The sequence below is a fragment of the Actinomyces slackii genome, assembly GCF_900637295.1.
GTDB classification, from domain to species: Bacteria; Actinomycetota; Actinomycetes; order Actinomycetales; family Actinomycetaceae; genus Actinomyces; species Actinomyces slackii.
In genome coordinates this window covers 1,299,033-1,317,764 of the sequence record NZ_LR134363.1, presented here as the reverse complement: position 1 = coordinate 1,317,764, position 18,732 = coordinate 1,299,033, and the positions used below count along the sequence as shown (strand labels likewise).

The 18,732-nt window shown below is 72.7% G+C and carries 18 protein-coding genes; 5 read left to right on the top strand and 13 right to left on the bottom strand.

Annotated elements, in window-relative coordinates:
• Position 1 precedes the first annotated feature (1 nt).
• Positions 2-712 carry a succinate dehydrogenase cytochrome b subunit gene (locus EL266_RS05435; protein WP_197719293.1) on the bottom strand — a complete coding sequence of 237 codons (711 nt, stop codon included), beginning with the start codon at positions 710-712 and terminating at the stop codon, positions 2-4.
• Here EL266_RS05435 and EL266_RS13400 point away from each other — a divergent pair.
• Positions 663-908, top strand: coding sequence for a hypothetical protein (locus EL266_RS13400; RefSeq protein WP_169719983.1), 246 nt, complete (start codon positions 663-665; stop codon positions 906-908). The two genes, EL266_RS05435 and EL266_RS13400, sit on opposite strands and share 50 nt — an antisense overlap.
• 174 nt (positions 909-1,082) lie before the next feature.
• Here the strand turns inward: EL266_RS13400 and EL266_RS05430 are convergent, their stop codons facing one another.
• The 7 genes from EL266_RS05430 to EL266_RS05400 form a co-directional block, all read right to left on the bottom strand.
• Positions 1,083-1,661 (bottom strand): GNAT family N-acetyltransferase, encoded by a 579-nt coding sequence (locus tag EL266_RS05430; RefSeq protein ID WP_026428055.1) that lies wholly within the window; start codon positions 1,659-1,661, stop codon positions 1,083-1,085.
• Positions 1,658-2,392 (bottom strand): tRNA (adenosine(37)-N6)-threonylcarbamoyltransferase complex dimerization subunit type 1 TsaB, encoded by a 735-nt coding sequence (gene tsaB, locus EL266_RS05425; RefSeq protein ID WP_026428054.1) that lies wholly within the window; start codon positions 2,390-2,392, stop codon positions 1,658-1,660. Before tsaB ends, EL266_RS05430 begins: the two co-directional genes overlap by 4 nt.
• Positions 2,393-2,494: 102 nt before the next feature.
• Positions 2,495-2,815: a ribbon-helix-helix domain-containing protein gene (locus EL266_RS05420; protein ID WP_051281460.1), complete on the bottom strand. Its 321-nt coding sequence runs from the start codon at positions 2,813-2,815 to the stop codon at positions 2,495-2,497.
• A gap of 194 nt (positions 2,816-3,009) precedes the next feature.
• Positions 3,010-3,936, bottom strand: a complete 927-nt coding sequence (locus EL266_RS05415) for a hypothetical protein (RefSeq protein WP_051281459.1) — start codon at positions 3,934-3,936, stop codon at positions 3,010-3,012.
• A complete protein-coding gene (tsaE, locus tag EL266_RS05410; protein ID WP_051281458.1) occupies positions 3,929-4,525 on the bottom strand; it encodes a tRNA (adenosine(37)-N6)-threonylcarbamoyltransferase complex ATPase subunit type 1 TsaE in 597 nt (198 codons plus the stop codon). The genes EL266_RS05415 and tsaE overlap by 8 nt, the downstream gene beginning before the upstream one ends.
• A gap of 60 nt (positions 4,526-4,585) precedes the next feature.
• Positions 4,586-5,866, bottom strand: a complete 1,281-nt coding sequence (alr, locus tag EL266_RS05405; RefSeq protein ID WP_034515715.1) for an alanine racemase — start codon at positions 5,864-5,866, stop codon at positions 4,586-4,588.
• Positions 5,867-5,942: 76 nt separating this feature from the next.
• Positions 5,943-7,610 carry a bifunctional ADP-dependent NAD(P)H-hydrate dehydratase/NAD(P)H-hydrate epimerase gene (locus EL266_RS05400; protein WP_232012122.1) on the bottom strand — a complete coding sequence of 556 codons (1,668 nt, stop codon included), beginning with the start codon at positions 7,608-7,610 and terminating at the stop codon, positions 5,943-5,945.
• A 103-nt stretch (positions 7,611-7,713) separates the two neighbouring features.
• Between EL266_RS05400 and EL266_RS05395 the strand changes: the two genes are divergently transcribed.
• Complete coding sequence (locus EL266_RS05395; protein ID WP_026428052.1) at positions 7,714-8,100, top strand: holo-ACP synthase; 387 nt, start codon at positions 7,714-7,716, stop codon at positions 8,098-8,100.
• Positions 8,101-8,108: 8 nt separating this feature from the next.
• Here EL266_RS05395 and glmS read toward each other — a convergent pair whose 3' ends face one another.
• Positions 8,109-10,001 (bottom strand): glutamine--fructose-6-phosphate transaminase (isomerizing), encoded by a 1,893-nt coding sequence (glmS, locus tag EL266_RS05390; RefSeq protein ID WP_026428051.1) that lies wholly within the window; start codon positions 9,999-10,001, stop codon positions 8,109-8,111.
• A 101-nt stretch (positions 10,002-10,102) separates the two neighbouring features.
• On the opposite strand from glmS, the gene coaA reads away from it, so the two are divergent.
• The gene (gene coaA, locus EL266_RS05385) at positions 10,103-11,062 is read left to right on the top strand and encodes a type I pantothenate kinase (RefSeq protein WP_026428050.1); all 960 of its coding nucleotides are present in this window, start codon (positions 10,103-10,105) and stop codon (positions 11,060-11,062) included.
• 114 nt (positions 11,063-11,176) lie between these two features.
• Positions 11,177-12,760 carry a dihydrolipoyl dehydrogenase family protein gene (locus tag EL266_RS05380; protein ID WP_084501164.1) on the top strand — a complete coding sequence of 528 codons (1,584 nt, stop codon included), beginning with the start codon at positions 11,177-11,179 and terminating at the stop codon, positions 12,758-12,760.
• A gap of 112 nt (positions 12,761-12,872) precedes the next feature.
• Here EL266_RS05380 and EL266_RS05375 read toward each other — a convergent pair whose 3' ends face one another.
• On the bottom strand, positions 12,873-13,748 hold the full coding sequence (locus EL266_RS05375) for an alanyl-tRNA editing protein (protein ID WP_026428049.1): 876 nt from the start codon (positions 13,746-13,748) through the stop codon (positions 12,873-12,875).
• Positions 13,745-14,977: an MFS transporter gene (locus EL266_RS05370; RefSeq protein ID WP_169719984.1), complete on the bottom strand. Its 1,233-nt coding sequence runs from the start codon at positions 14,975-14,977 to the stop codon at positions 13,745-13,747. The genes EL266_RS05375 and EL266_RS05370 overlap by 4 nt, the downstream gene beginning before the upstream one ends.
• 89 nt (positions 14,978-15,066) lie before the next feature.
• Here EL266_RS05370 and EL266_RS05365 point away from each other — a divergent pair, with 89 nt between their 5' ends.
• Entirely contained in the window at positions 15,067-15,660 is a 594-nt protein-coding gene (locus tag EL266_RS05365) for a TetR/AcrR family transcriptional regulator (RefSeq protein ID WP_026428048.1), read from the top strand.
• Between the two features lie 148 nt (positions 15,661-15,808).
• Here EL266_RS05365 and glmM read toward each other — a convergent pair whose 3' ends face one another.
• Together glmM and EL266_RS05355 are read right to left on the bottom strand one after the other, a co-directional pair.
• The gene (glmM, locus tag EL266_RS05360) at positions 15,809-17,164 is read right to left on the bottom strand and encodes a phosphoglucosamine mutase (protein ID WP_026428047.1); all 1,356 of its coding nucleotides are present in this window, start codon (positions 17,162-17,164) and stop codon (positions 15,809-15,811) included.
• Between the two features lie 284 nt (positions 17,165-17,448).
• A complete protein-coding gene (locus EL266_RS05355) occupies positions 17,449-18,546 on the bottom strand; it encodes a Fic family protein (protein WP_026428046.1) in 1,098 nt (365 codons plus the stop codon).
• Between the last annotated feature and the right edge of the window lie 186 nt (positions 18,547-18,732).

Below are 18,732 nucleotides of genomic sequence, written 5' to 3'. Positions count from 1 at the left end.
CTCACATTCCGACCGCGGCGGCGGCCGCGGCGTACTCGGCGGGGGACATGGGCGCGGGGAAGTATCCGAAGAGGATCAGCGTGGGGACGATCATGAAGACCGCGAAGAGCCCGAAGGCGACGACGAAGGCGATCAGGCGGATGACAGGGATGGTGTTGCCGCGAACCGCGCCCAGGGTCTGGAGGGCCGACCACACGCCGTGCCACACGTGCAGGCACAGGGCCACCAGGGAGACGGCGTAGATGAGCCAGACCCACCACAGCTGGAAGCCGTAGTACATGTTGGAGTAGGCCCGCCCGTGGATGTACTCCCCTCCCGGCGTGATGTGCAGGGTGGTGTACTGCAGGATGTGCCAGACGATGAACAGCAGCAGGATCACCCCGCCCCAGCGCATGGTGCGCATGGCGTAGCGCGAGGCGAAGTAGTCGGCGCCGGACTTCTTGACCGCGTACTTGTCCGATCCGCGGGCCCTGCGGTTGCGGGCCCACAGGTGGAAGGCGCTGCCGGCGTGGGCCAGCAGGCAGACCAGCAGGACGATGCGCAGGATCCACAGCACACCACTGTGCGGCAGGATCGGGACCAGCAGCTCGCGCAGGAAGTGCGCGTAGTGGTCGTAGGCGATCTCACCCTCGAAGTAGTGGAGGTTGCCGTAGGCGTGGAAGATGACGAAGAACAGGAACACGATTCCTGAAAACGCCATCATCCGCTTCATGAAGACGGTCGTGTGGAAGGCGGTTCGCTTCCTCGGGGACGGAGCAGGTGTTTTGGCCACGCCGACAGGTTATCCAACTCACCTGCGCCCTTGGTCCCATCGCATCGCTGTTCGCGCAGGTGAGCGGGCGATCCGCGTCATCCCGGGCCTGAGAGCCCGCTGGGCGGGCCTGGGCGCCTGCCGACGTCGCGCCTGAGCACCCCGTTTCCCAGTCGTTTTCGTGACGGCGGCGTTCAGAAATCCCTGCGCGCTGCCGATGGCGCCTCCTCGCGGCATGACAACAGGTCGGATGGGCCCTCTCCGCCGGAGGATCGTGCCGGGCGGTGAGGGCGGCCGGAGAGGGCGGCGGGACCTGCGCGCCCGCCGGGGCTCAGGTGGCCTCGGCGCCCACCGGGCCGGTGCTGGCGCGCAGGCCCAGGCGCATGACGACGGCGTCCTCCACCGGCGCCCGGTAGTAGCGGCGACGCAGCCCGATGGGCTCGAATCCCTGGGAGAGGTAGAGGCTCCGGGCCGCGGTGTTGGAGTGGCGCACCTCCAGCAGGACGGCGCGGCATCCCGCCCGGCGGGCGGACTCCACCAGCTCGGCGAGCATGAGGCGGCCCAGGCCCTGGCGCCGGGCGGCCGGGGCGGTGGCCAGGGTCAGCAGGTCGGCGTCCCCCAGCCCGTCGCCGTGATAGAGCCCGGCATAGCCCAGCAGGGGGAAGCCGTCCCGACCATCCCGACTGCCCCGGCCGTCCTGCTGACCATCCTCCTGGCCGTCCTCACCGGGCTCGACGACGATGTAGCGCCGATCCCCCCGTGCGGCCGCGTGGAGCTCGGCGCTGAGCGTCTGCCGGCTCCAGGCCTCGGCACCGAAGAGCTCGGCCTCCATCCGGGCGACGCGGGGAAGGTCCGCCACCTCCATGGGCCGCAGGCTGAGGCCCGCGGGGGCCTGATCAGGCGCGCTCATGTCACGCGCTTGCGGGCCTGGGGCATCTGGACATCGGCATGGCGCAGGTAGAGGGGCCGCCCATCCAGCTCCTCGCCCCGCTCCAGGCGGGCCAGGGCGATGCGGACCTGGGCCACGGCATCCCCCGAGACGGGCGCCACGGTCGGCAGGCCCTCGCCCAGCTCGGGGTAGAGCACGGCTCCCGATCCCGCCACGGCCTGGGCCGCCCCGAGATCGCGCGCCCGGTCCGGGGCCACGACGGCCAGGTCGTCGAGCCGGATGACGTCGTCGGCGCCCCTGGCGCGGTACCGGGCGGCGTAGACCTCCCGGCGTCGCGCATCGGTGGTCACGAGGATCACGGGGCCAGCCTGAGCATCGGAGCGGGTCCCGGCGAGATCGGCGGGGACCTCAGGGGCCTCAGGGGCCTCAAGGACATCGAGGGCGCAGCGGGCCACGGCATCCAGGCTGGGCACGCCGTGAACCGGGATGCCCCGGGCCCTGCCCAGGGCGCGGGCGGCTACCAGTCCGGCGCGCAGCCCGGTGAAGGGAGCGGGGCCCGTGGCCGCCACCACCGCGTCCAGGGCGCCAGCCTCGGGGGCGGCCAGTGCCTGGGCGAGCAGGGGCCCCAGGGACTCGGCGTGGCGGCGGGGATCGTCCTGCTCGATCCGGGTCAGGACCTCCAGGCCGTGGGGGCCGGCGTCCACCACGGCGACCTGCGTGCCCAGGGAGGAGTCGATGGAGAGGATACGCACGGGGCCAGCCTAGAGCAGGCTAGCTGTACTTCCTTGGGGGCGGGAACATGAGGTGTCCTTCGTGAGGCGGTTGAGGTGGCCGGGCCTGCGGGACGGCCAGGATCAGGCGGCGTTGAGGTAGGCGGTCAGGGCGTCACGGATAACGGCACTAGGGGTGGTGGAGTGGGCTGCAGCGTAGTCGTCGAGGGCGGCGTTGAGGTGCTCGGGCAGGCGGACCTGGCGGCGGGCGGAGGCGCCCGCGCCGGTGGCGTGCGCGGAGCCGAGGTTGGGGCGCCCACCGAGGATCGCTCTGAGCTCGTCCTCGTCGGCGATGGGGCCACCGCCCGCGGGGGCACCGATGGGGCGCAGCGCGCCGGCACTGGCCAGAGCGTCAAGCTCGGCGCTGGTGGTGGTGTCCGTCAGGTGGGTGTTCGAGGTGGTCATGGGTGTCAGTCCTCCCAGGGGGTATGTCCGGGCGCGTGCAGGAGCCAGCGCCAGTTGTCGGTGATCTCCATGGCATGGATGCCCGCGAGAGGGGCGCCATGCCTCATGTGGAAGTGCCCGCGTCATCCGCCGACCGTTGTGGGCCCGGGAAGCGAGCTGTCAATGGGCCGGTCGGAGGTCACGAGGAGGTGCGCCTAGAGCTTGGACAGATCGACGTGGCTCTCGGGGATGGTGTCGGCGCCCACGGGCGTGGCCTGGTGGCGCTGGCGCAGGGGGGCGGTGACCTTGCGCTCATGGCGCAGGGTGACCACAACGATGACGACGCCCACGATCGCGACGCCCAGCACGGGCCCCCACACGCCCCATCCCCCGGCGGCCTCCTCGAACTGCGGCTCGGCGACGGCCACCGGGGTGGTCTTGGCGCGCTCGCGCAGGATGCGGCCGTACTCGGCCAGGTCGATCGGGCCGGCCAGGAGGGAGGCCGCCTTGGTGCCCATCGCGCTCACCGTGCCGTTGGCCACGGCGTACCAGGCGTCCGTGCTCTGGTCGTGGACGACGTCGGCGTCCTGCTCCTCGGTCAGGTCCAGGCCCAGGGCGGCGTCCTGCTCGAAGCTGCCGCTGGCAGTGCCATCGGTGACGGTGGCCAGCACCACCCCCACGGGCTCCGTGCCCACGCTGATGGGGGCCACCCATCCCCCGGTGCTCACCGGTGGGGCGGCGGGCTGGGAGCCGTCGAGGAAGCCCGGGGCCCAGGACTTCACGGGACGCAGGTCGCCCAGGACCATCTCCCCCTGCTCACCGGTGTGCTGACGCGCCTGGGTCAGGCCCTCCTGCTCCATCCAGGCCCGGGCGATGCCCTGGGGCTCCTCGGGACTCAGGGAGGCATCGGCGGCCGGCTCGGCCGGCGGCTGCCCGTGCTCGGGAGGCTGCCCGTGCTCAGGGGGCGCGGGCTTCGTGGCCGCCACCGCCGCGGGCGAGGCACCCGTGAGTCCCGCACCGACGAGGACGGGCAGCGCCACCAGCGCGCTGAGCAGGCCAATAGAGATGAGCCCGGCCAGCGCGCGGCGCATCACCGCAGCAGCCGGGCGGACGACCACCTGCTGATCGGGGCTGTCAGTCACTGCCGGCCTCCTCAGCGCCGGCCAGGCTCTCCAGCGGGCCGGCCGGCTCGGCCAGGGTCTCCAGCTCGGCCCGGGACCAGCGCTCCCCCGCGCCCCGCAGCACGATGAGACGGCGACCGTCGTCGGCCCCGTCCAGGTCAGTGCCGGCCTCCAGGCCGCCGTGGGGCCGGCGCACCTCGACGGTCAGGGGCTCGGCCGCCAGGGACTCGACCTTGTCCTCGCCCCACTCCACCAGGGTCACCGAGTCCTGGAGTGAGGAGTCCAGATCCAGGGCATCGACCTCCTCCAGGGAGCCCAGGCGGTAGGCGTCGACGTGGATGAGGTCGGGACCGCCGCGGGTCGAGGGGTGGGTGCGGGCGATGATGAAGGTCGGGGAGGACACGCGCCCGCGCACGCCCAGGCCCGCGCCGATGCCCTGGGCCAGGGTGGTCTTGCCGGCGCCCAGCCCGCCGGCCAGGACCACGAGGTCGCCAGCGCGCAGCAGGGCCGCCAGGCGCTCCCCCAGGTCACGGGTCTGCCCGGCGCTGGCCGTGGCCACGACGACGCCCTCCTCCCCGGCCTCCGGCACGGCGGGGGCTGCCTCGGGCATCTGCTGGGGACTCACGGTGGCTCCTGGTGTCTCCTGATCGGCGTGGGGACGGCGCTAAGCCTAGTCCACCCGGCCATCGGCGGGGATATGGCGTCGCGGCACCCGGGCCCCGAGCCTGGTCACGATCTCATAGTTGATGGTCCCGCAGGCGCGGGCCCAATCATCCGCCGTGGGGACCGGGTGGGGCGCCTGGGCCGGGTCCCCCCACAGCACCGCGGTCTGCCCCTCGACGGCGGGGGCCGGACGGGCGACGCCGTCGGCGTCCCGGGCAGGCCCCAGGTCGATGACCACCTGGTCCATGCACACGCGCCCGACGATCGGGGCCCAGATGCCCGCCACCGACACGGGGCCGCAGGAGGAGGCCGACCGGGGCAGGCCGTCGGCATAGCCCAGGGGCACCAGGCCCACCCAGCGCTCCTCGGGGGCGCTCCAGGTGCCGCCGTAGGAGACGGCCTGGCCGGCGTGGAGGCGCTTGACCTGGATGAGCTCGGCCTGGAGCGTCATGGCCGGGCGCAGGCCCAGCTCCTGCGAGGTGGCAGTGGCGGGGTTGGGGCTCAGGCCGTACAGGCCGATTCCGGCGCGCACCAGGTCCAGATGCGTCTCGGGATGCCACAGCAGGCCCCCTGTGGCGGCCAGGTGGCGGACGGTCGGGCGCAGGCCTGAGCGCTCGACCTGCTCGGCGGCTGCGTGGAAGCGCTCCAGATGGTCCCGGGTGGATCCCGACTCGGGCTCGTCGGCGCGCGAGAGGTGGGACCACAGGCCGACGACGCACAGCGCCCCGTCCTGCTCGGCGGCCCTCAGGGCACCGGCGACCTCGGCAAGCTCCTCGGCCGTGGCCCCACCGCGGGACATGCCGGTATCGACCTTGAGGTGGACGCGGGCGGGGGCGCCATGGGCGCGGGCCGCGGCGGCGATGGCCCGGGCCTGCCCCACGGTGGAGGCCGACAGGTCCAGGTCGGCGGCCAGGGCGGCGCGCAGCGGGGAGTCGGGGGCCTGGGCGCGCTCGGCGGACAGGACCGGGGCGATCCAGGTCATGAGGCGGGGCGCCCGGGGGTCGGCCGCGGCCTCGGGCCCCGGCTCGGGGCGGGCGATGCCGGCGGCGTCCAGGGCCGCGCGCAGGCTCAGGGCCTCGGCCAGCTGGGCCACGCCCAGCCAGCTGGCGCCCGCGCCAAGACAGGTGGTGGCCACCTGCGCCAGGCCGTGGCCGTAGGCGTCGGCCTTGACCACGGCCATCCAGGGGGCCGTGGTCCGCTGGGCCAGGACACGGGCGTTGTGGGCGATGGCGCCCAGGTCGATGACGGCCCGGGACGTGGTGGCGGCCAGGGCGGGATCAGTGCTCACGGGTGCCTCCTCTCAGGCGCGCTGACGGCGTGATTCTCGCATCCCCGCCGCCTCCTGCCCCACTGGGCGCCCGCGCTCACCGTTGTCCCCGCGCCGAGGCGAGGCCCGCCCAGGCCCCGGGGATGGCATCGGCGATGTCCAGGGCGAGGATCGGGGCGCCGGGATCATCGCCGAGCGCCGGTCCGGCGGCGTCACCGCCGCGCGGCGCTCCGGCCCCTGCGCCCAGGCCACTGGCCAGGGCGCCCGCCCGGGCGTGCAGACGCACGCCCGCCGCCACCACCGCGACGATCTCCTTCGGCTCGGGCGCGCCGCCCCGCCGCTCCCAGTCGACGGCGGCGCCCGCCAGGAGGGCGCCCAGGATGCCGGACAGGACGTCCCCGCTGCCCGCCGTCGCCATCCATCCCGGACCCGCGCCCACACTGGTCAGGGCCACTCCCGCCGAGGCGATGAGGGTGGGCTCGCCCTTGAGCACCACCGTGGCGCCGGTCAGCTCCTGGAGGAGCCCGGCCGCCTGGGCACCATGGGCCTCGACCTCCTCGCGCGTCCAGCTGCGCCCCAGGCCGGTCAGCAGGGCTGCGGCCTCGCCGGCATGCGGGGTCAGGATGTGCTCGGGCCGGCAGGACCTGCCCTGCTCCATCAGCTCGGCCAGGAGGCTCAGGCCCCCGGCGTCGATGACGATGGGAGGGCCGCCGGCCCCGGTGCCCACCAGGGTGCCCGCGAGCAGGCCGTCCAGGACGGAGCGGACCTCAACGGCCCGGGGGCCGTCCGCGGTGTCGATGCCCGGCCCCATGACCAGGGCCTGGCTGCGACCGGCCATGGGGACGACCTCGGGCCGGCTGGCCACGACCAGATCCGCCACCCGGTGGGGAGCGCACAGCCTGACCATGCCCGCCCCGGCGCGCCCCGCTCCTGAGGCCGCCAGGAGGGCGGCCCCCGGGTAGGAGGCGGAGCCCGCCCACAGCCCCACCACGCCGCGGGTGTACTTGTGGTCGGCCAGCCCCGGGACCCTCAGGGCTCCTGCCAGCGCGGCGTCGGCGGGACGGCTCACCAGCTCCGGCCCCTCCGGCAGGGGCAGGCCCAGGTCGACGACCTCGACCCGCCCGGCCTCATGGCAGGCCGGGGGCAGGCACAGGGCGCCCTTGAGGCAGGTGAAGGTCACGGTGCGATCGGCTCTGAGCACCGGGCCGGGGAGGGCCCCCTCATCCACCCCGGTCCCACTGGGCAGGTCAACGGCCAGGACCCGGAAGGGCCTCCCCTCGGGGCGCTCATCCGCGGCCCGCAGCGGGGCGATGAGCGCTGCGGCCCGGGGCCGCAGCGCCCCGCTGGCGCCGATCCCGGTCAGGCCATCGAGCACCAGTCCCCCGCCGTTGGCCAGGAAGGACCGCACGGCCCGAGGGCCATCGGCGGCAATCACCACTCCCGCGCCGACCGCCTCATCGACGGCCATGGGCAGGGGCCTGGAGGTGGACAGCGCCGCGGTGACCGAGCGGCCCCGCCCGGCCAGGAGCGCGGCCGCCAGGAGAGTGTCGGCCCCGTTGTGACCCCCGCCGGCCAGGGCCAGCACCGCCGGGGCGCCCCCCGCCTCCTGCGTGTCCGTCATGGCATCCAGCTCGGCCAGGGCGGCGCGGGCGACCGCCTGGGCCGCGGCGCGCATATAGCGGTCCGTGTCCGCCGTCATCGGTGCCTCGGCCTGGCTGATCGCCGCTGCGGGCCAGGCCGCATCGGGGGCGTGGGTCATGCTCATGGACCTCATTGTGTCCCAGGGCACTGCCGCGGCGCCCGCTGATCGGCACCTCGATGGTGCTGGATTCCACTCCCCAGCGCGCTCCTTCCGGCACAATGGCAGGGTGATCCGTGCAGCCGGGACCGATCTGGTCGATGTCGAGCGCTTCCGCGGCTACCTGGAGCGGGTGAATCGGCTCTCCGAGCGGCTCTTCACCCCCGATGAGCTGGCCGCCTGCGTGGGACGGCCCGAGTCACTGGCCGCGCGCCTGGCCGCCAAGGAGGCCGTCCTCAAGGCCCTGGGCAGCGCCTGCGCCGAGCAGGGCATCGAGGCCCCCCAGGGGTGGTCCTACCAGGAGGTGGAGGTGACCTCCGCCCCCGGGACAGCCCCCCGCCTGGAGCTCGACGGCGTCGTGGCCTCCACCGCACGGGATCTGGGCATCGGCCACTGGTACCTGTCCCTGGGGCACGACGGCGGGATGGCCCTGGCCTTCGTCGTCGCCGCGGCCTGAGCCAGGCCTCACTCCACCGTGACGGACTTGGCCAGGTTGCGGGGCTGATCGACGTCCAGGCCCTTGGCGGTGGCCAGGGCGGCGGCGAAGATCTGCAGGGGCACCACGGTCAGCAGCGGCATCATGAGGGTGGGGGTGGCGGGCACCCGGATGATGTGGTCGGCGAAGGGCTCCACGGCGGAGTCACCCTCCTCGGCGATGACGATGGTGCGCGCACCGCGGGCGCGGATCTCCTGGATGTTGGAGATGACCTTGCCGTGCAGCATGGGCCGGCGCGGGGTGGGCACGATGACGAAGACCGGCAGGCCATCCTCCACCAGGGCGATCGGGCCGTGCTTGAGCTCTCCGGCGGCGAAGCCCTCGGCGTGCACGTAGGCCAGCTCCTTGAGCTTGAGCGCCCCCTCCAGCGCCACCGGGAAGCCGACGTGGCGCCCCAGGAACAGGAAGGAGCCGTGGGAGGACAGCTCCTCGCCCAGGGCCTTGACCGCCGGGGCCTGCTCGTCCAGGATGCGCTGGATGCTCGCGGGCATCTGGGCCAGGGTGTCCAGGTAGTCGGCAACCTCGTCGATCCACTTGGTGCCGCGCAGCTGGGCCAGGTAGAGGCCCAGCAGGTAGCAGGCGGTGATCTGGGCCAGGAAGGCCTTGGTGGAGGCCACCGCCACCTCCGGGCCGGCATGGGTGTAGAGCACGGCGTCGGCCTCGCGGGCGATGGTCGAGCCGTAGGTGTTGACGATGGCCAGGACCTTGGAGCCCTGCTCGCGGGCGTGGCGCACCGCCTGGATGGTGTCCATGGTCTCCCCGGACTGGGAGACGGCCACGGTCAGGGTCTTCTCGGAGACCACGGGGTCGCGGTAGCGGAACTCGTGGGCCAGCTCGACCTCCACCGGCACGCGGCACCAGTGCTCGATGGCGTACTTGGCCACATGCCCGGCGTAGGCCGCCGTCCCGCAGGCGATGACGATGATCTTGTCGACGCTGCGCAGCACGGAGGGGTCGATGCGCATCTCGTCGAGCCGCAGCTCGCCGCGCTCATCGACGCGCCCCAGGAGCGTGTCCGCCACGGCGGTGGGCTGCTCGTGGATCTCCTTGTCCATGAAGGTGTCGTACCCGCCCTTGACGGCGGCCGAGGCGTCCCAGGAGACCTCCCAGGTGGCGGGCTCGACGGCGGCCCCCTCCTTGTCCCACACGCGCACCTCATCGGCGCTCAGGGCCAGGACCTGGTCGTCGCCCACCTCGGCGGCGCGCTTGGTGAAGGCCACGAAGGCGGCCACATCCGAGCCCAGGAAGTTCTCGCCCTCGCCCAGGCCGATGACCAGGGGGCTGGAGCGGCGCGCGGCCACGATGACCCCGGGGGCCTGGTCGGTGATGGCCAGCAGGGCGAAGGTGCCCTCCAGGCGGGCGGTGACCGCGCGCATCGAGGCGACGAGGACCGAGGCGGCGTCGGCCCCCTGGCCGGCCAGGGCCAGGCGCTCGGAGAAGTCCAGGTCCAGGACCTGGGCGACCACCTCGGTGTCGGTCTCGGAGACCAGCACGCGGCCGGCGGCCTCGACCTCCTCGCGCAGGGAGCGGAAGTTCTCGATGATGCCGTTGTGGACCACGGCCAGGTGGCCGGCGCGGTGGGGGTGGGCGTTGGCCGTCGTCGGGCCCCCGTGGGTGGCCCAGCGGGTGTGGCCGATGCCGGCGGTGGCCGGGGCGGGGGCGGCCTCCTCCAGGGCGGTGCGCAGCCCCTCCAGCTTGCCGGCGGCCTTGACCACGTCAAGGCCCGACGGCCCGGCCAGGGCCACACCGGCCGAGTCGTAGCCGCGGTACTCCAGGCGGCTGAGGCCGTCGAGCAGGACGGTCAGGGGGCGATCAGATCCGGTTCCAGTGACAGGGCCGACGTGGCCAACGATTCCGCACATGACACGATCGAATCACGAGGCAGGTTCAGATGCCAATGGCCGGGCCGCGCACGCGGTGTGATCCCGTGCGGCCGGGCCGCGGGCAGGCGACCAGGTCGGCCCTGATTTGCCAGACTGTCCCGGTGATCACCTCGCCCTACATCGAGCTGAACCGAGATCAGTGGTCGGCTCTGGCCTCCTCGGCGCCCCTGCCCCTGAGCCAGGAGGATGTCGAGAAGCTGCGCGGGCTGGGCGACCCCATCGACCTGGCCGAGGTCGACGCCGTCTACCGCCCACTGACGGCGCTGCTGGAGGACTACATCGGCGCCACCCGGGCCAGGGCCCAGCGCACCGCCGGGTTCCTGGGGGTCGATGAGCCCCCGACCCCCTTCATCGTGGCCGTGGCGGGCTCCGTGGCGGTGGGCAAGTCCACCACGGCCCGGCTCATCGCCCACCTGCTGGCCCGCTTCCCCGCCACCCCGCGCGTGGACCTGGTGACCACTGACGGCTTCCTCCATCCCAACCGGGTCCTGGAGGAGCGCGGCCTGCTGGCCCGCAAGGGCTTCCCGGAGTCCTATGACCGCCGCGCCCTGCTGGACTTCGTCGCCGCGGTGAAGTCCGGTGCCCCCAGCGTCAGCGCCCCGGTGTACTCCCACACCGTCTACGACGTCGTCCCGGGGCGCTCCATCACCGTCCAGCGCCCCGATGTCCTGGTCTTAGAGGGCCTCAATGTGCTCCAGCCGGCGCCGCGCGGCCCGCGCCCCGGGGCCTCGACCCTGGCGGTCAGCGACTTCATCGACTTCTCCATCTACGTCGACGCCGACCCCGCCGATATCCGGCGCTGGTACCTGGACCGCTTCCTGACCCTCAAGCGCACCGCCTTCACCGACCCGCAGTCCTACTTCCGGCGCTACGCCGCCATCCCCGACGACATCGCGGTGGCGGCGGCCTCCGAGATCTGGGAGTCGGTCAACCTGGCGAATCTGCGGGAGAACATCGCCCCCACCCGGGGACGGGCCACCCTGGTCCTGCGCAAGGACGCCGAGCACCGCATGAGCCAGGTCCTGCTGCGCAAGGCCTGATCGGCCCCTTCCACGGTCCCCAGCGGGAGGCGCTCGCCTCAGCCCGAGCATGCCCGGGAATCGCCGGGGGAACAATGCGGAGGGGAGTCGACTCCGATATGCCACCATCGAGTCATGGCTATTGCGAGAAATGCAGGAGGCGCCGGGAGCGGCGGCGCCGGGCCGGCCCTGACCACGCAGGCGGCCGAGGCCTCCAGGAGGGCCGTTCTCTCCGGGCCCCAGGAGGCTCAGGGGAGCCCGGAGGCCGCGCAGGGTCACGGCAGTCCCGACAGTCACGACAGCTACGACGTCGTCGTCATCGGCGGTGGGCCCGCCGGGGAGAACGCCGCCCAGTACGCCATCGCGGGCACGGGCATGACCGCGGCGATCGTGGAGGGCGAGCTCATGGGCGGGGAGTGCTCCTACTTCGCGTGCATGCCCTCCAAGGCTCTGCTGCGCCCCCTGGAGGTGGCCGCCGCCTCCAGGAGCCTGCCGGGGCTCCGGCCCGCCGAGCTCGATGCCCCCGCGCTGCTGGAGCGGCGCGACCGGTGGGCCTCCCACTACGACGACGCCGGTCAGGTGCGCTGGGCCCAGGGCGCCGGCATCACCGTGGTGCGCGGGTGGGGGCGCCTGGCGGGAGAGCGCAGGGTGGCCGTCTCCGGGCCCGCGGGTGAGCGCGTGCTCCTGGCCCGTCAGGCGGTGGTGCTGGCCACCGGGTCGCGGCCGGTGGTGCCCGATCCCCTGAGCGAGGTGGCTGCCTGGGACTCCCGGGATGCCACCGCTGTCCAGGAGGTGCCCGTGCGCCTCGTGATCGTGGGCGGCGGGGTGGTGGCCTGCGAGGCGGCGACCTGGATGTCGGCGCTGGGCAGCGAGGTGACCATGCTGGTGCGCGGCCCCCGGCTGCTGTCGACGGCTGAGCCCTTCGCCTCCCAGATCGTGGCCGAGTCGCTGGCCGGGCTCGGGGTGCGGGTGCTCACAGGTGCCCGGGTGAGCGCCGCCTCCCGTCCGCGCAGGCAGGACCGGCCCGCGCTGGGACGCCTCCACGGCGGGCCGGTGAGCCTTGAGGTCGCACGGGGAGGCGTCCGCGAGAGCATCGAGGCCGATGAGGTCATCGTGGCCACGGGCCGCCGCCCCCTGCTGGAGGGCCTCGGCCTGGAGTCGGTGGGGCTCTCGGCCGAGGACGTCGTCTCCGGCCGGATGCCGCAGTGGCTCGACGCCGTGGGCGATGCCAGTGGGGGCGCGCCGCTGACTCATATGGGCAAGTACCAGGCGCGCGTCGTGGGTGAGCGGATCGCCGCGCGCGCCACGGGGCGGGAGCCGGAGCCGGTGGCCGGGGACGTGCCGGTGCCGCGCGTGGTCTTCACCGACCCGCAGGTGGCCTCCTGCGGGCTGACCGAGGCCCAGGCCCGGGAGGCGGGCCTGGAGGTGGCCACCGCGCAGGTGGCCTACACCTCCGCCGCCGGGGCGGCGCTGCTGCGCGACGACGCCCGTGGGCGGGCCCAGCTGGTGGTCGACCGCGCCGCGCGCGCCATCGTGGGCGCCACCTTCGTGGGGCCGGAGGCCGGGGAGCTCATCCACGCCGCCACCATCGCCATCGTGGGCGAGGTCCCCGTGGAGCGGCTGCGCCACGCGGTGCCGGCCTATCCCACGGCCTCCGAGATCTGGCTGCGCCTCATCGAGTCCCTGCCCGCCGAGCTTCTTCACCCCGACCGGAGCTGACAGGGCCCGTGATGACCGCCTCACCGCCGAGCAGCGCCTCAAGCACCTCGGCGGTGAGGCCTGAGCAAGTGCTCGGAGGCGAAGCCGCGCATGGCGGCATGGCGCCTGGGATTCACCGATGGGACCTTCCGGCGGTGGTGCGCATGGTGATCTCCGTGGCGCCCTGCACTGCGACGGGATCGAGCGTGATCGTCACCGCGCCGAGTTCGGCGAGGTCGCTGACGTGAGTGCCTCCGCACGGGATTGAGACGTCGCCTTCAGGCAGTCGGCACTTCCAGGAGCGCCGGCCCGATAGGCCCGGTGATGGCGCCGCGATGCGCACCGCGCCGCCGCCCGCGATCCAGGTGGCGAGCCGCCCATTCACCTCCTCGGTAATGCGCTCGAGGTCGTTGAAGCCGGTTGCGGGAAACCCCTTGCGGCGCAGTGACTTCCCCAGCCGGTAGACATCGTCGGACTGGTAGGGGCCGATGCGGGAGGACCGGATCGCCAGCGAGTCGAACGCCGGATTGCCGAGCGCATCGACGGGCGCGGGCTTCGTCCACTGATTCGCCAGGGCCGCATCGAGCGCGAGTGCCGCGAGGTGGCAGGCTGTGTGCCCGGCGCTGAGAGCGGCACGGTACTCGGCGTCGACCTCGACCCGCACGGTAGAGCCCTCCCCGGGTGCTGCGCCGTCAATGATGTGGGCAACGACGAACACCCACCCCTCGGTACCGGTGCGCACCGGCAGATCGGCGCCGAGGTGAAGACGATCCTCGTGGATGCCGCCGGTCACCAGGTCGATGATCTCGAGCCTGCCGTGCTCGGTGTGGAGGGCGGCGCGATCGGCGGGCTGATCGGGCCAGGCGGTATCGACCGGGTGCGCGGCGGTGCGGTCGAGCAGCACCGCGCTGCGACCATCAGGCAACGGCTCGACGTGAATGACCACGCCCTGGCTGCGGGTCTCCGCGGAAGGGTAGGTGATGATGGTGTCGGTGGAGGGCAGGGTCATACGGGGTTCCTTTCAACGAGAGTGCGCGGCACTGGTCTGGTCCGTTGCGCGCTGAGGGAGTGAACAAGGACGAGGACCGTCGCGGCGCCGACGAGCACCGCGCAGGTGGCGAAGGCGGAGGCCATGCCGGCGATGGCGAGCGTGCCGCTGGCGATGATGGTGCCCAGGGAGGTCGCGGTGCGCAGCAGCGCGAAGGCCTCGGCGCGCTTGCCCGGTGGGGCGAGAAGGTCGAGCACAAGCGAGAAATGCGTGCCGAGCCACGGCAGGCAGAACCCGACGAGCGCCGCTCCCGCAAGCGTCGTGGCGAGCGACCAGCCGCCCATCACGAGCACCATGCCGAGCGTGGTCGCGGCGAGGAAGAGGAGGACCTGCCGGTTGCGGGCCCGCCGGTTGTGGATGCTCACCCACACTCCGCCCGTGATCGACGCCAGACACAGCGCCAGCGCGAAGATGAACCCTGCAGCGGGGTCGAGGCCGAACCTCACGGCCAGCGACACTGCGGCGATCTCCACGACGGACACCGATGCCGCGCCTGCGACGGCGCAGAACAGCCACACGAGGAACTCGGGCTTCAGGAGAGCGCGCGTCGACCCGGTGGCCTCAGGCGCCTGTCCGTTGTGGATCGACGGCACCAGGAACAGCGGCGCCGAGCCCAGCACGGCGAGCACGGCGATGGCGAGCACCGGGGAGAGAGCGCCGAGGGCGGAGGCCACGACGGGGAATGCCGCGAAGGTGACCTCGTTGAGTGTCGCCGCGACCCCGAGTGCTCGCGGGAGTTGGCGCGGTTCGACGAGACTGTTGAGCAGTGCGCGCAGGTATCCGAAGGCGGCGCCGTTGACGAACCCGGCGACCATGGCGGCAGCCGCGAGACCGGTGAGGGGAACTCGCAGTGCGGCGAGCACGGCGGTGAGGATGAGCGCGAGCGTGCGAATGCCGACGAGCAGTCGCAGATAGGCCACGGCTCCCCTGCCCCGGCCCCATCGGGTGACGGGCACCGCGCCGATGATCTGCGCAATCGTCATCGACAGCACGATGACCGCGCCGTGCTCAGCCGAGCCGGTCAACGGCAGCGCGAGCAGAGCGAACGCTATCGGTGCGGCTGCCTGCGGGATCCCGAACGCCCCGTAGGCGCATACCCACCGGATGAAGAACGCTCGCGACGACCCCTCGCGCATTGCGGCCCCCTGCTCACGACATTCCAGGGTGCGACCAGATGCGGTCATGGTCATTAGCGCGTCCTCCCCGCTCGGTTGGGTCGGCATTGACGGCCTGCCTCCCGCCTCCTACCATCGAGCGTAACACTTGTTATGGAGGTTCCATGGTGCAGCGGCCTACTGCGGACGAGCCCACCGCGGACATCTCGCAGGCGGTGTGGAGGACCGTCGCCGAGGACGGGATCGAGGCAACGACCGTGCGGCGGGTCGCTGAGCGTGCCGGCTGCACGACGGGGCGCATCATGCATCACTTCCGCACCCGCAGCGCGATGCTCATCCATGCTCGCGAACTGCTCTATGAGCGCACCGCCGCCCGCGCTGATGCGGCGGAGCGGGCCATCGGTGACCCGCAGGAGCGCCTCATCGAAGTGCTGTCGGGCTCACTCACCCTCGACGCCGAGCGAGGCCAGGAGGCACGGGTCTGGACTGGATTCGCTGCGGCGGCGCTCCCAGACGGCGACATGCGCCAGACCCATATCGCGAGCACACGGCGCTGGCGGGCCAGGATCGAAAGTCTGGTCGAGGCGTGCGCAGGGCAGGCATCGACAACTGCGACTCGTCACGCCGCGATGCGACTGATCGCGCTCACCGAGGGACTGGCGGGCCTCTCATCCCTCGATCCGGATTCCTATCCTCCTGAGCAGCAGACCACTCTCCTCCGCGAGGAAGTCACCCTCACTCTCCGCGCCTTGGCTTAGGCCGCCGCGCCCAGCAGAGCCATTGGAGGGCCACGGGGGTGGCCGAGCGCCGCATGAGTCAGGTCCTGCTGCGCAAGGCCTGAGGGTGGGCCCGCGAGTTCCGCGGGCCCACCCTCAGGCGGTTGGTCATGGGGATGGGTCCCAGGCCCTACAGGCTCAGGTTGTCCTTGACGACGGTGGCCAGGGTGCCGGCGACCTTGTCGGCCTCGGCCTGGGTGGCGGCCTCGACCATGACGCGCACGACCGGCTCGGTGCCGCTGGGGCGCAGCAGCACGCGGCCGGTCTCCCCCAGCTCCTTCTCCGCGGCGGCGACGGCGTCCTGGACCGTCTTGTCGGTGCCGGCGGCCGCCTTGTCCACGCCCTTGACGTTGATGAGGGTCTGGGGCAGGCGGGTGACCACGGAGGCCAGCTCGGCCAGGCTCTTGCCAGTGCGCTTGACGCGGGCGGCCACGTGCAGGGAGGTGAGCACGCCGTCGCCCGTGGTGGCGTGGACCGTGTCGATGACGTGCCCGGACTGCTCCCCTCCCAGGGTGTAGCCGCCCTGGAGCATGCGCTCCAGGACGTAGCGGTCCCCCACGCCGGTCTGGACGGTGCGGATGCCGTGCTCGCGCATGGCCAGGATGAGGCCGAGGTTGCTCATCACCGTGACCACGAGGGTGTCCGATCCCAGGGTGCCGTCGGCCTTCATGCCGATGGCGAGCATGCCCATGATCTGGTCGCCGTCGACGAGCTGGCCCTGGGCGTCCACGGCCAGGCAGCGGTCGGCGTCGCCGTCGTAGGCCACGCCCATGTCCGCCCCCACCGCCACGACGTAGCTCTGGAGCTGCTCGGGGTGGGTCGAGCCGCAGTTGTCGTTGATGTTCAGGCCGTCCGGGGAGGCGTTGATGACGATGACCTCCGCCCCGGCGGCGCGCAGGGCGGCGGGGCCGACGGTGGAGGCGGCGCCGTTGGAGGCGTCGACGACGATGCGCAGGCCCGACAGGTCGGTGGCCGCGGAGTCGACGAGGTGGTTGATGTAGTTCTGGTCGGCGATGGTCTCGCCCTTGATGACCCGCCCCACCGCGGCGCCGGTGGGCCGGTCCTCGATCGTGCCCAGGAGGGACTCGATCTCGTCCTCAACGGCGTCGGCCAGCTTGTACCCGCCGCGGGCGATGAACTTGATGCCGTTGTCGGGGAAGGGGTTGTGGGAGGCGGAGATCATGACGCCCAGCTCGATGTTCTGAGTGGCGGTCAGGTGGGCGATGGCGGGCGTGGGCAGGACCCCCACGCGGGTGACGTCCACCCCCGATGAGGCCAGGCCGGCACTGATGGCGTGGTCGAGGAACTCACCGCTGGCGCGGGTGTCGCGCCCCACGATGGCGCGGGGGCGGGCCGAGCCCGCACCGGATGGGGAGTCCTTGACCAGGACGCGTGCCGCGGCCTCGCCGAGCTGGACCGCGAGCGCCGGGGTGAGCAGGTCGTTGGCCAGGCCACGGACACCATCCGTGCCGAAAAGACGTGCCATTGAGGGGAACCTCCTGAGTCGGTGGACATCGCTCCCCAATCCTGCCACGCCGGGGCAGCCGCGGTGGGGCGGGCGTCGTGGGCCGGGCGTGCGAGACGTCACGCATCGGGAAGGACCACAGGGCCGGCGGACGTGACTGTCGTCACTATGACGTGTACGTTTTCGCGTCGAAAACGTACACGTCGGCGCGATATGTCGTTCACGCGTACATGTCCGGTGACGCCCGGCCGCCCTCAGGCCCGCCCCGCCCGGCACCTGCGCGGGGGCGCCGGCAACGACGGCGCTCAGGCCACCGGCGGGGAGGTGAACAGCAGCGAGAGCAGCCCGTCGTTGACGAAGATCGAGGACCGCCCGATGCGCTCCCTGATCAGGACCTCGCCTTCGACCAGGGCCCCCAGCCAGTGGGAGGCCGCCTGTCGCTTGGCATACCCCGCCCTCACCACGTCCTCGATGCGGATGTAGGGCTGGGTGAACAGCAGTCGGGTGAGCTCGGCGGCCGGGGCGCGCGGCACCAGGCGGCGCACCTGCTCCTCCGTGCCGGCCTGGAGCTCGGAGATGGCCTCGATGAGCCTCAGGGCCCATGTGGCCGTGGCGTCCACCGCCTCCATCATGTAGACGATCCACTCCTCCCAGGCCCCCGCCTCGGTCACGCCCTGCAGGCAGTGGTAGTACCGGGACTTGTGCCGCAGGATGTAGCCGGAGAGGTAGAGCACCGGGGTGGCCAGCAGTCCCTTGTCCACCAGGTAGAGGAGGTTGAGGACGCGCCCCGTTCTGCCGTTGCCGTCCGGGAAGGGGTGGATCGCCTCGAACTGGTAGTGCTGAAGCGCCATGGCCACCAGCGGGTCGATCCCATGACTGCCGTGAAGGAAGGCCTCCCATGCGCTCAGGTGCTGCCGGATGACCTCGGCCCCCTGCGGCGGGGTGTAGATCCGGCGTGAGGAGGCGGGATCGCCGATGTAGGTGCCGGTGTAGTCGCGCACACGCGCCTCCACGCCTCGCAGACTGGTGCACACAATGGTGGCTGTGGTCACGCTCAAGGGCCGCTCACTCAAGGAGTCATAGCCCTGTCGCAGCGCCTCGCGATAGCGCAGCGCCTCTTTGACGGCAGGCGTTTCCGGTTGGGAGAGCGCCCCGTGAGCCGCCCGGAAGACCTCGTCATTGGTGGTCACGATGTTCTCGATCTCGCTGGAGGCCTGCGCCTCGAGCAGCGGGACCGTGTTGATGAGCATCGACGGGTCGGGGAGCCTGCGGCATGCGGCGTCCAGGGCCGCCAGGCTCCGGCTGGCTGCGATGGCCGCCTTGAGCACGCGCGGCGTCTCCACCTCGCTGCTGGGAGGCAGCGGGGGGAGGTCCTGGTACGGCACCTCGGGATCGGCCCACATATGAGGCAGGCTACCCGAGGCCACCACGACGTGTACGTTTTCGCGTCGAAAACGTACACGTCGGCGCGATATGTCGTTCACGCGTACATGTCCGGTGACGCCCGGCCGCCCTCAGGCCCGCCCCGCCCGGTCCCTGCGCGGGGCGCCGGCAACGACGGCGCCCCGCCTCCGTCGGCACGGACGGGG

Bases quoted from the DNA above. Each gene is read 5' to 3' on its own strand.
- EL266_RS13400 (WP_169719983.1), top strand. From the start codon at position 663: ATGACGAAGAACAGGAACACGATTCCTGAAAACGCCATCATCCGCTTC.
- EL266_RS05435 (WP_197719293.1), bottom strand. From the start codon at position 712: ATGAAGCGGATGATGGCGTTTTCAGGAATCGTGTTCCTGTTCTTCGTC.
- EL266_RS05430 (WP_026428055.1), bottom strand. From the start codon at position 1,661: ATGAGCGCGCCTGATCAGGCCCCCGCGGGCCTCAGCCTGCGGCCCATG.
- EL266_RS05420 (WP_051281460.1), bottom strand. From the start codon at position 2,815: ATGACCACCTCGAACACCCACCTGACGGACACCACCACCAGCGCCGAG.
- tsaE (WP_051281458.1), bottom strand. From the start codon at position 4,525: ATGCCCGAGGCAGCCCCCGCCGTGCCGGAGGCCGGGGAGGAGGGCGTC.
- EL266_RS05400 (WP_232012122.1), bottom strand. From the start codon at position 7,610: ATGAGCATGACCCACGCCCCCGATGCGGCCTGGCCCGCAGCGGCGATC.
- glmS (WP_026428051.1), bottom strand. From the start codon at position 10,001: ATGTGCGGAATCGTTGGCCACGTCGGCCCTGTCACTGGAACCGGATCT.
- EL266_RS05380 (WP_084501164.1), top strand. From the start codon at position 11,177: ATGGCTATTGCGAGAAATGCAGGAGGCGCCGGGAGCGGCGGCGCCGGG.
- EL266_RS05375 (WP_026428049.1), bottom strand. From the start codon at position 13,748: ATGACCCTGCCCTCCACCGACACCATCATCACCTACCCTTCCGCGGAG.
- EL266_RS05370 (WP_169719984.1), bottom strand. From the start codon at position 14,977: ATGACCATGACCGCATCTGGTCGCACCCTGGAATGTCGTGAGCAGGGG.
- EL266_RS05365 (WP_026428048.1), top strand. From the start codon at position 15,067: ATGGTGCAGCGGCCTACTGCGGACGAGCCCACCGCGGACATCTCGCAG.
- glmM (WP_026428047.1), bottom strand. From the start codon at position 17,164: ATGGCACGTCTTTTCGGCACGGATGGTGTCCGTGGCCTGGCCAACGAC.
- EL266_RS05355 (WP_026428046.1), bottom strand. From the start codon at position 18,546: ATGTGGGCCGATCCCGAGGTGCCGTACCAGGACCTCCCCCCGCTGCCT.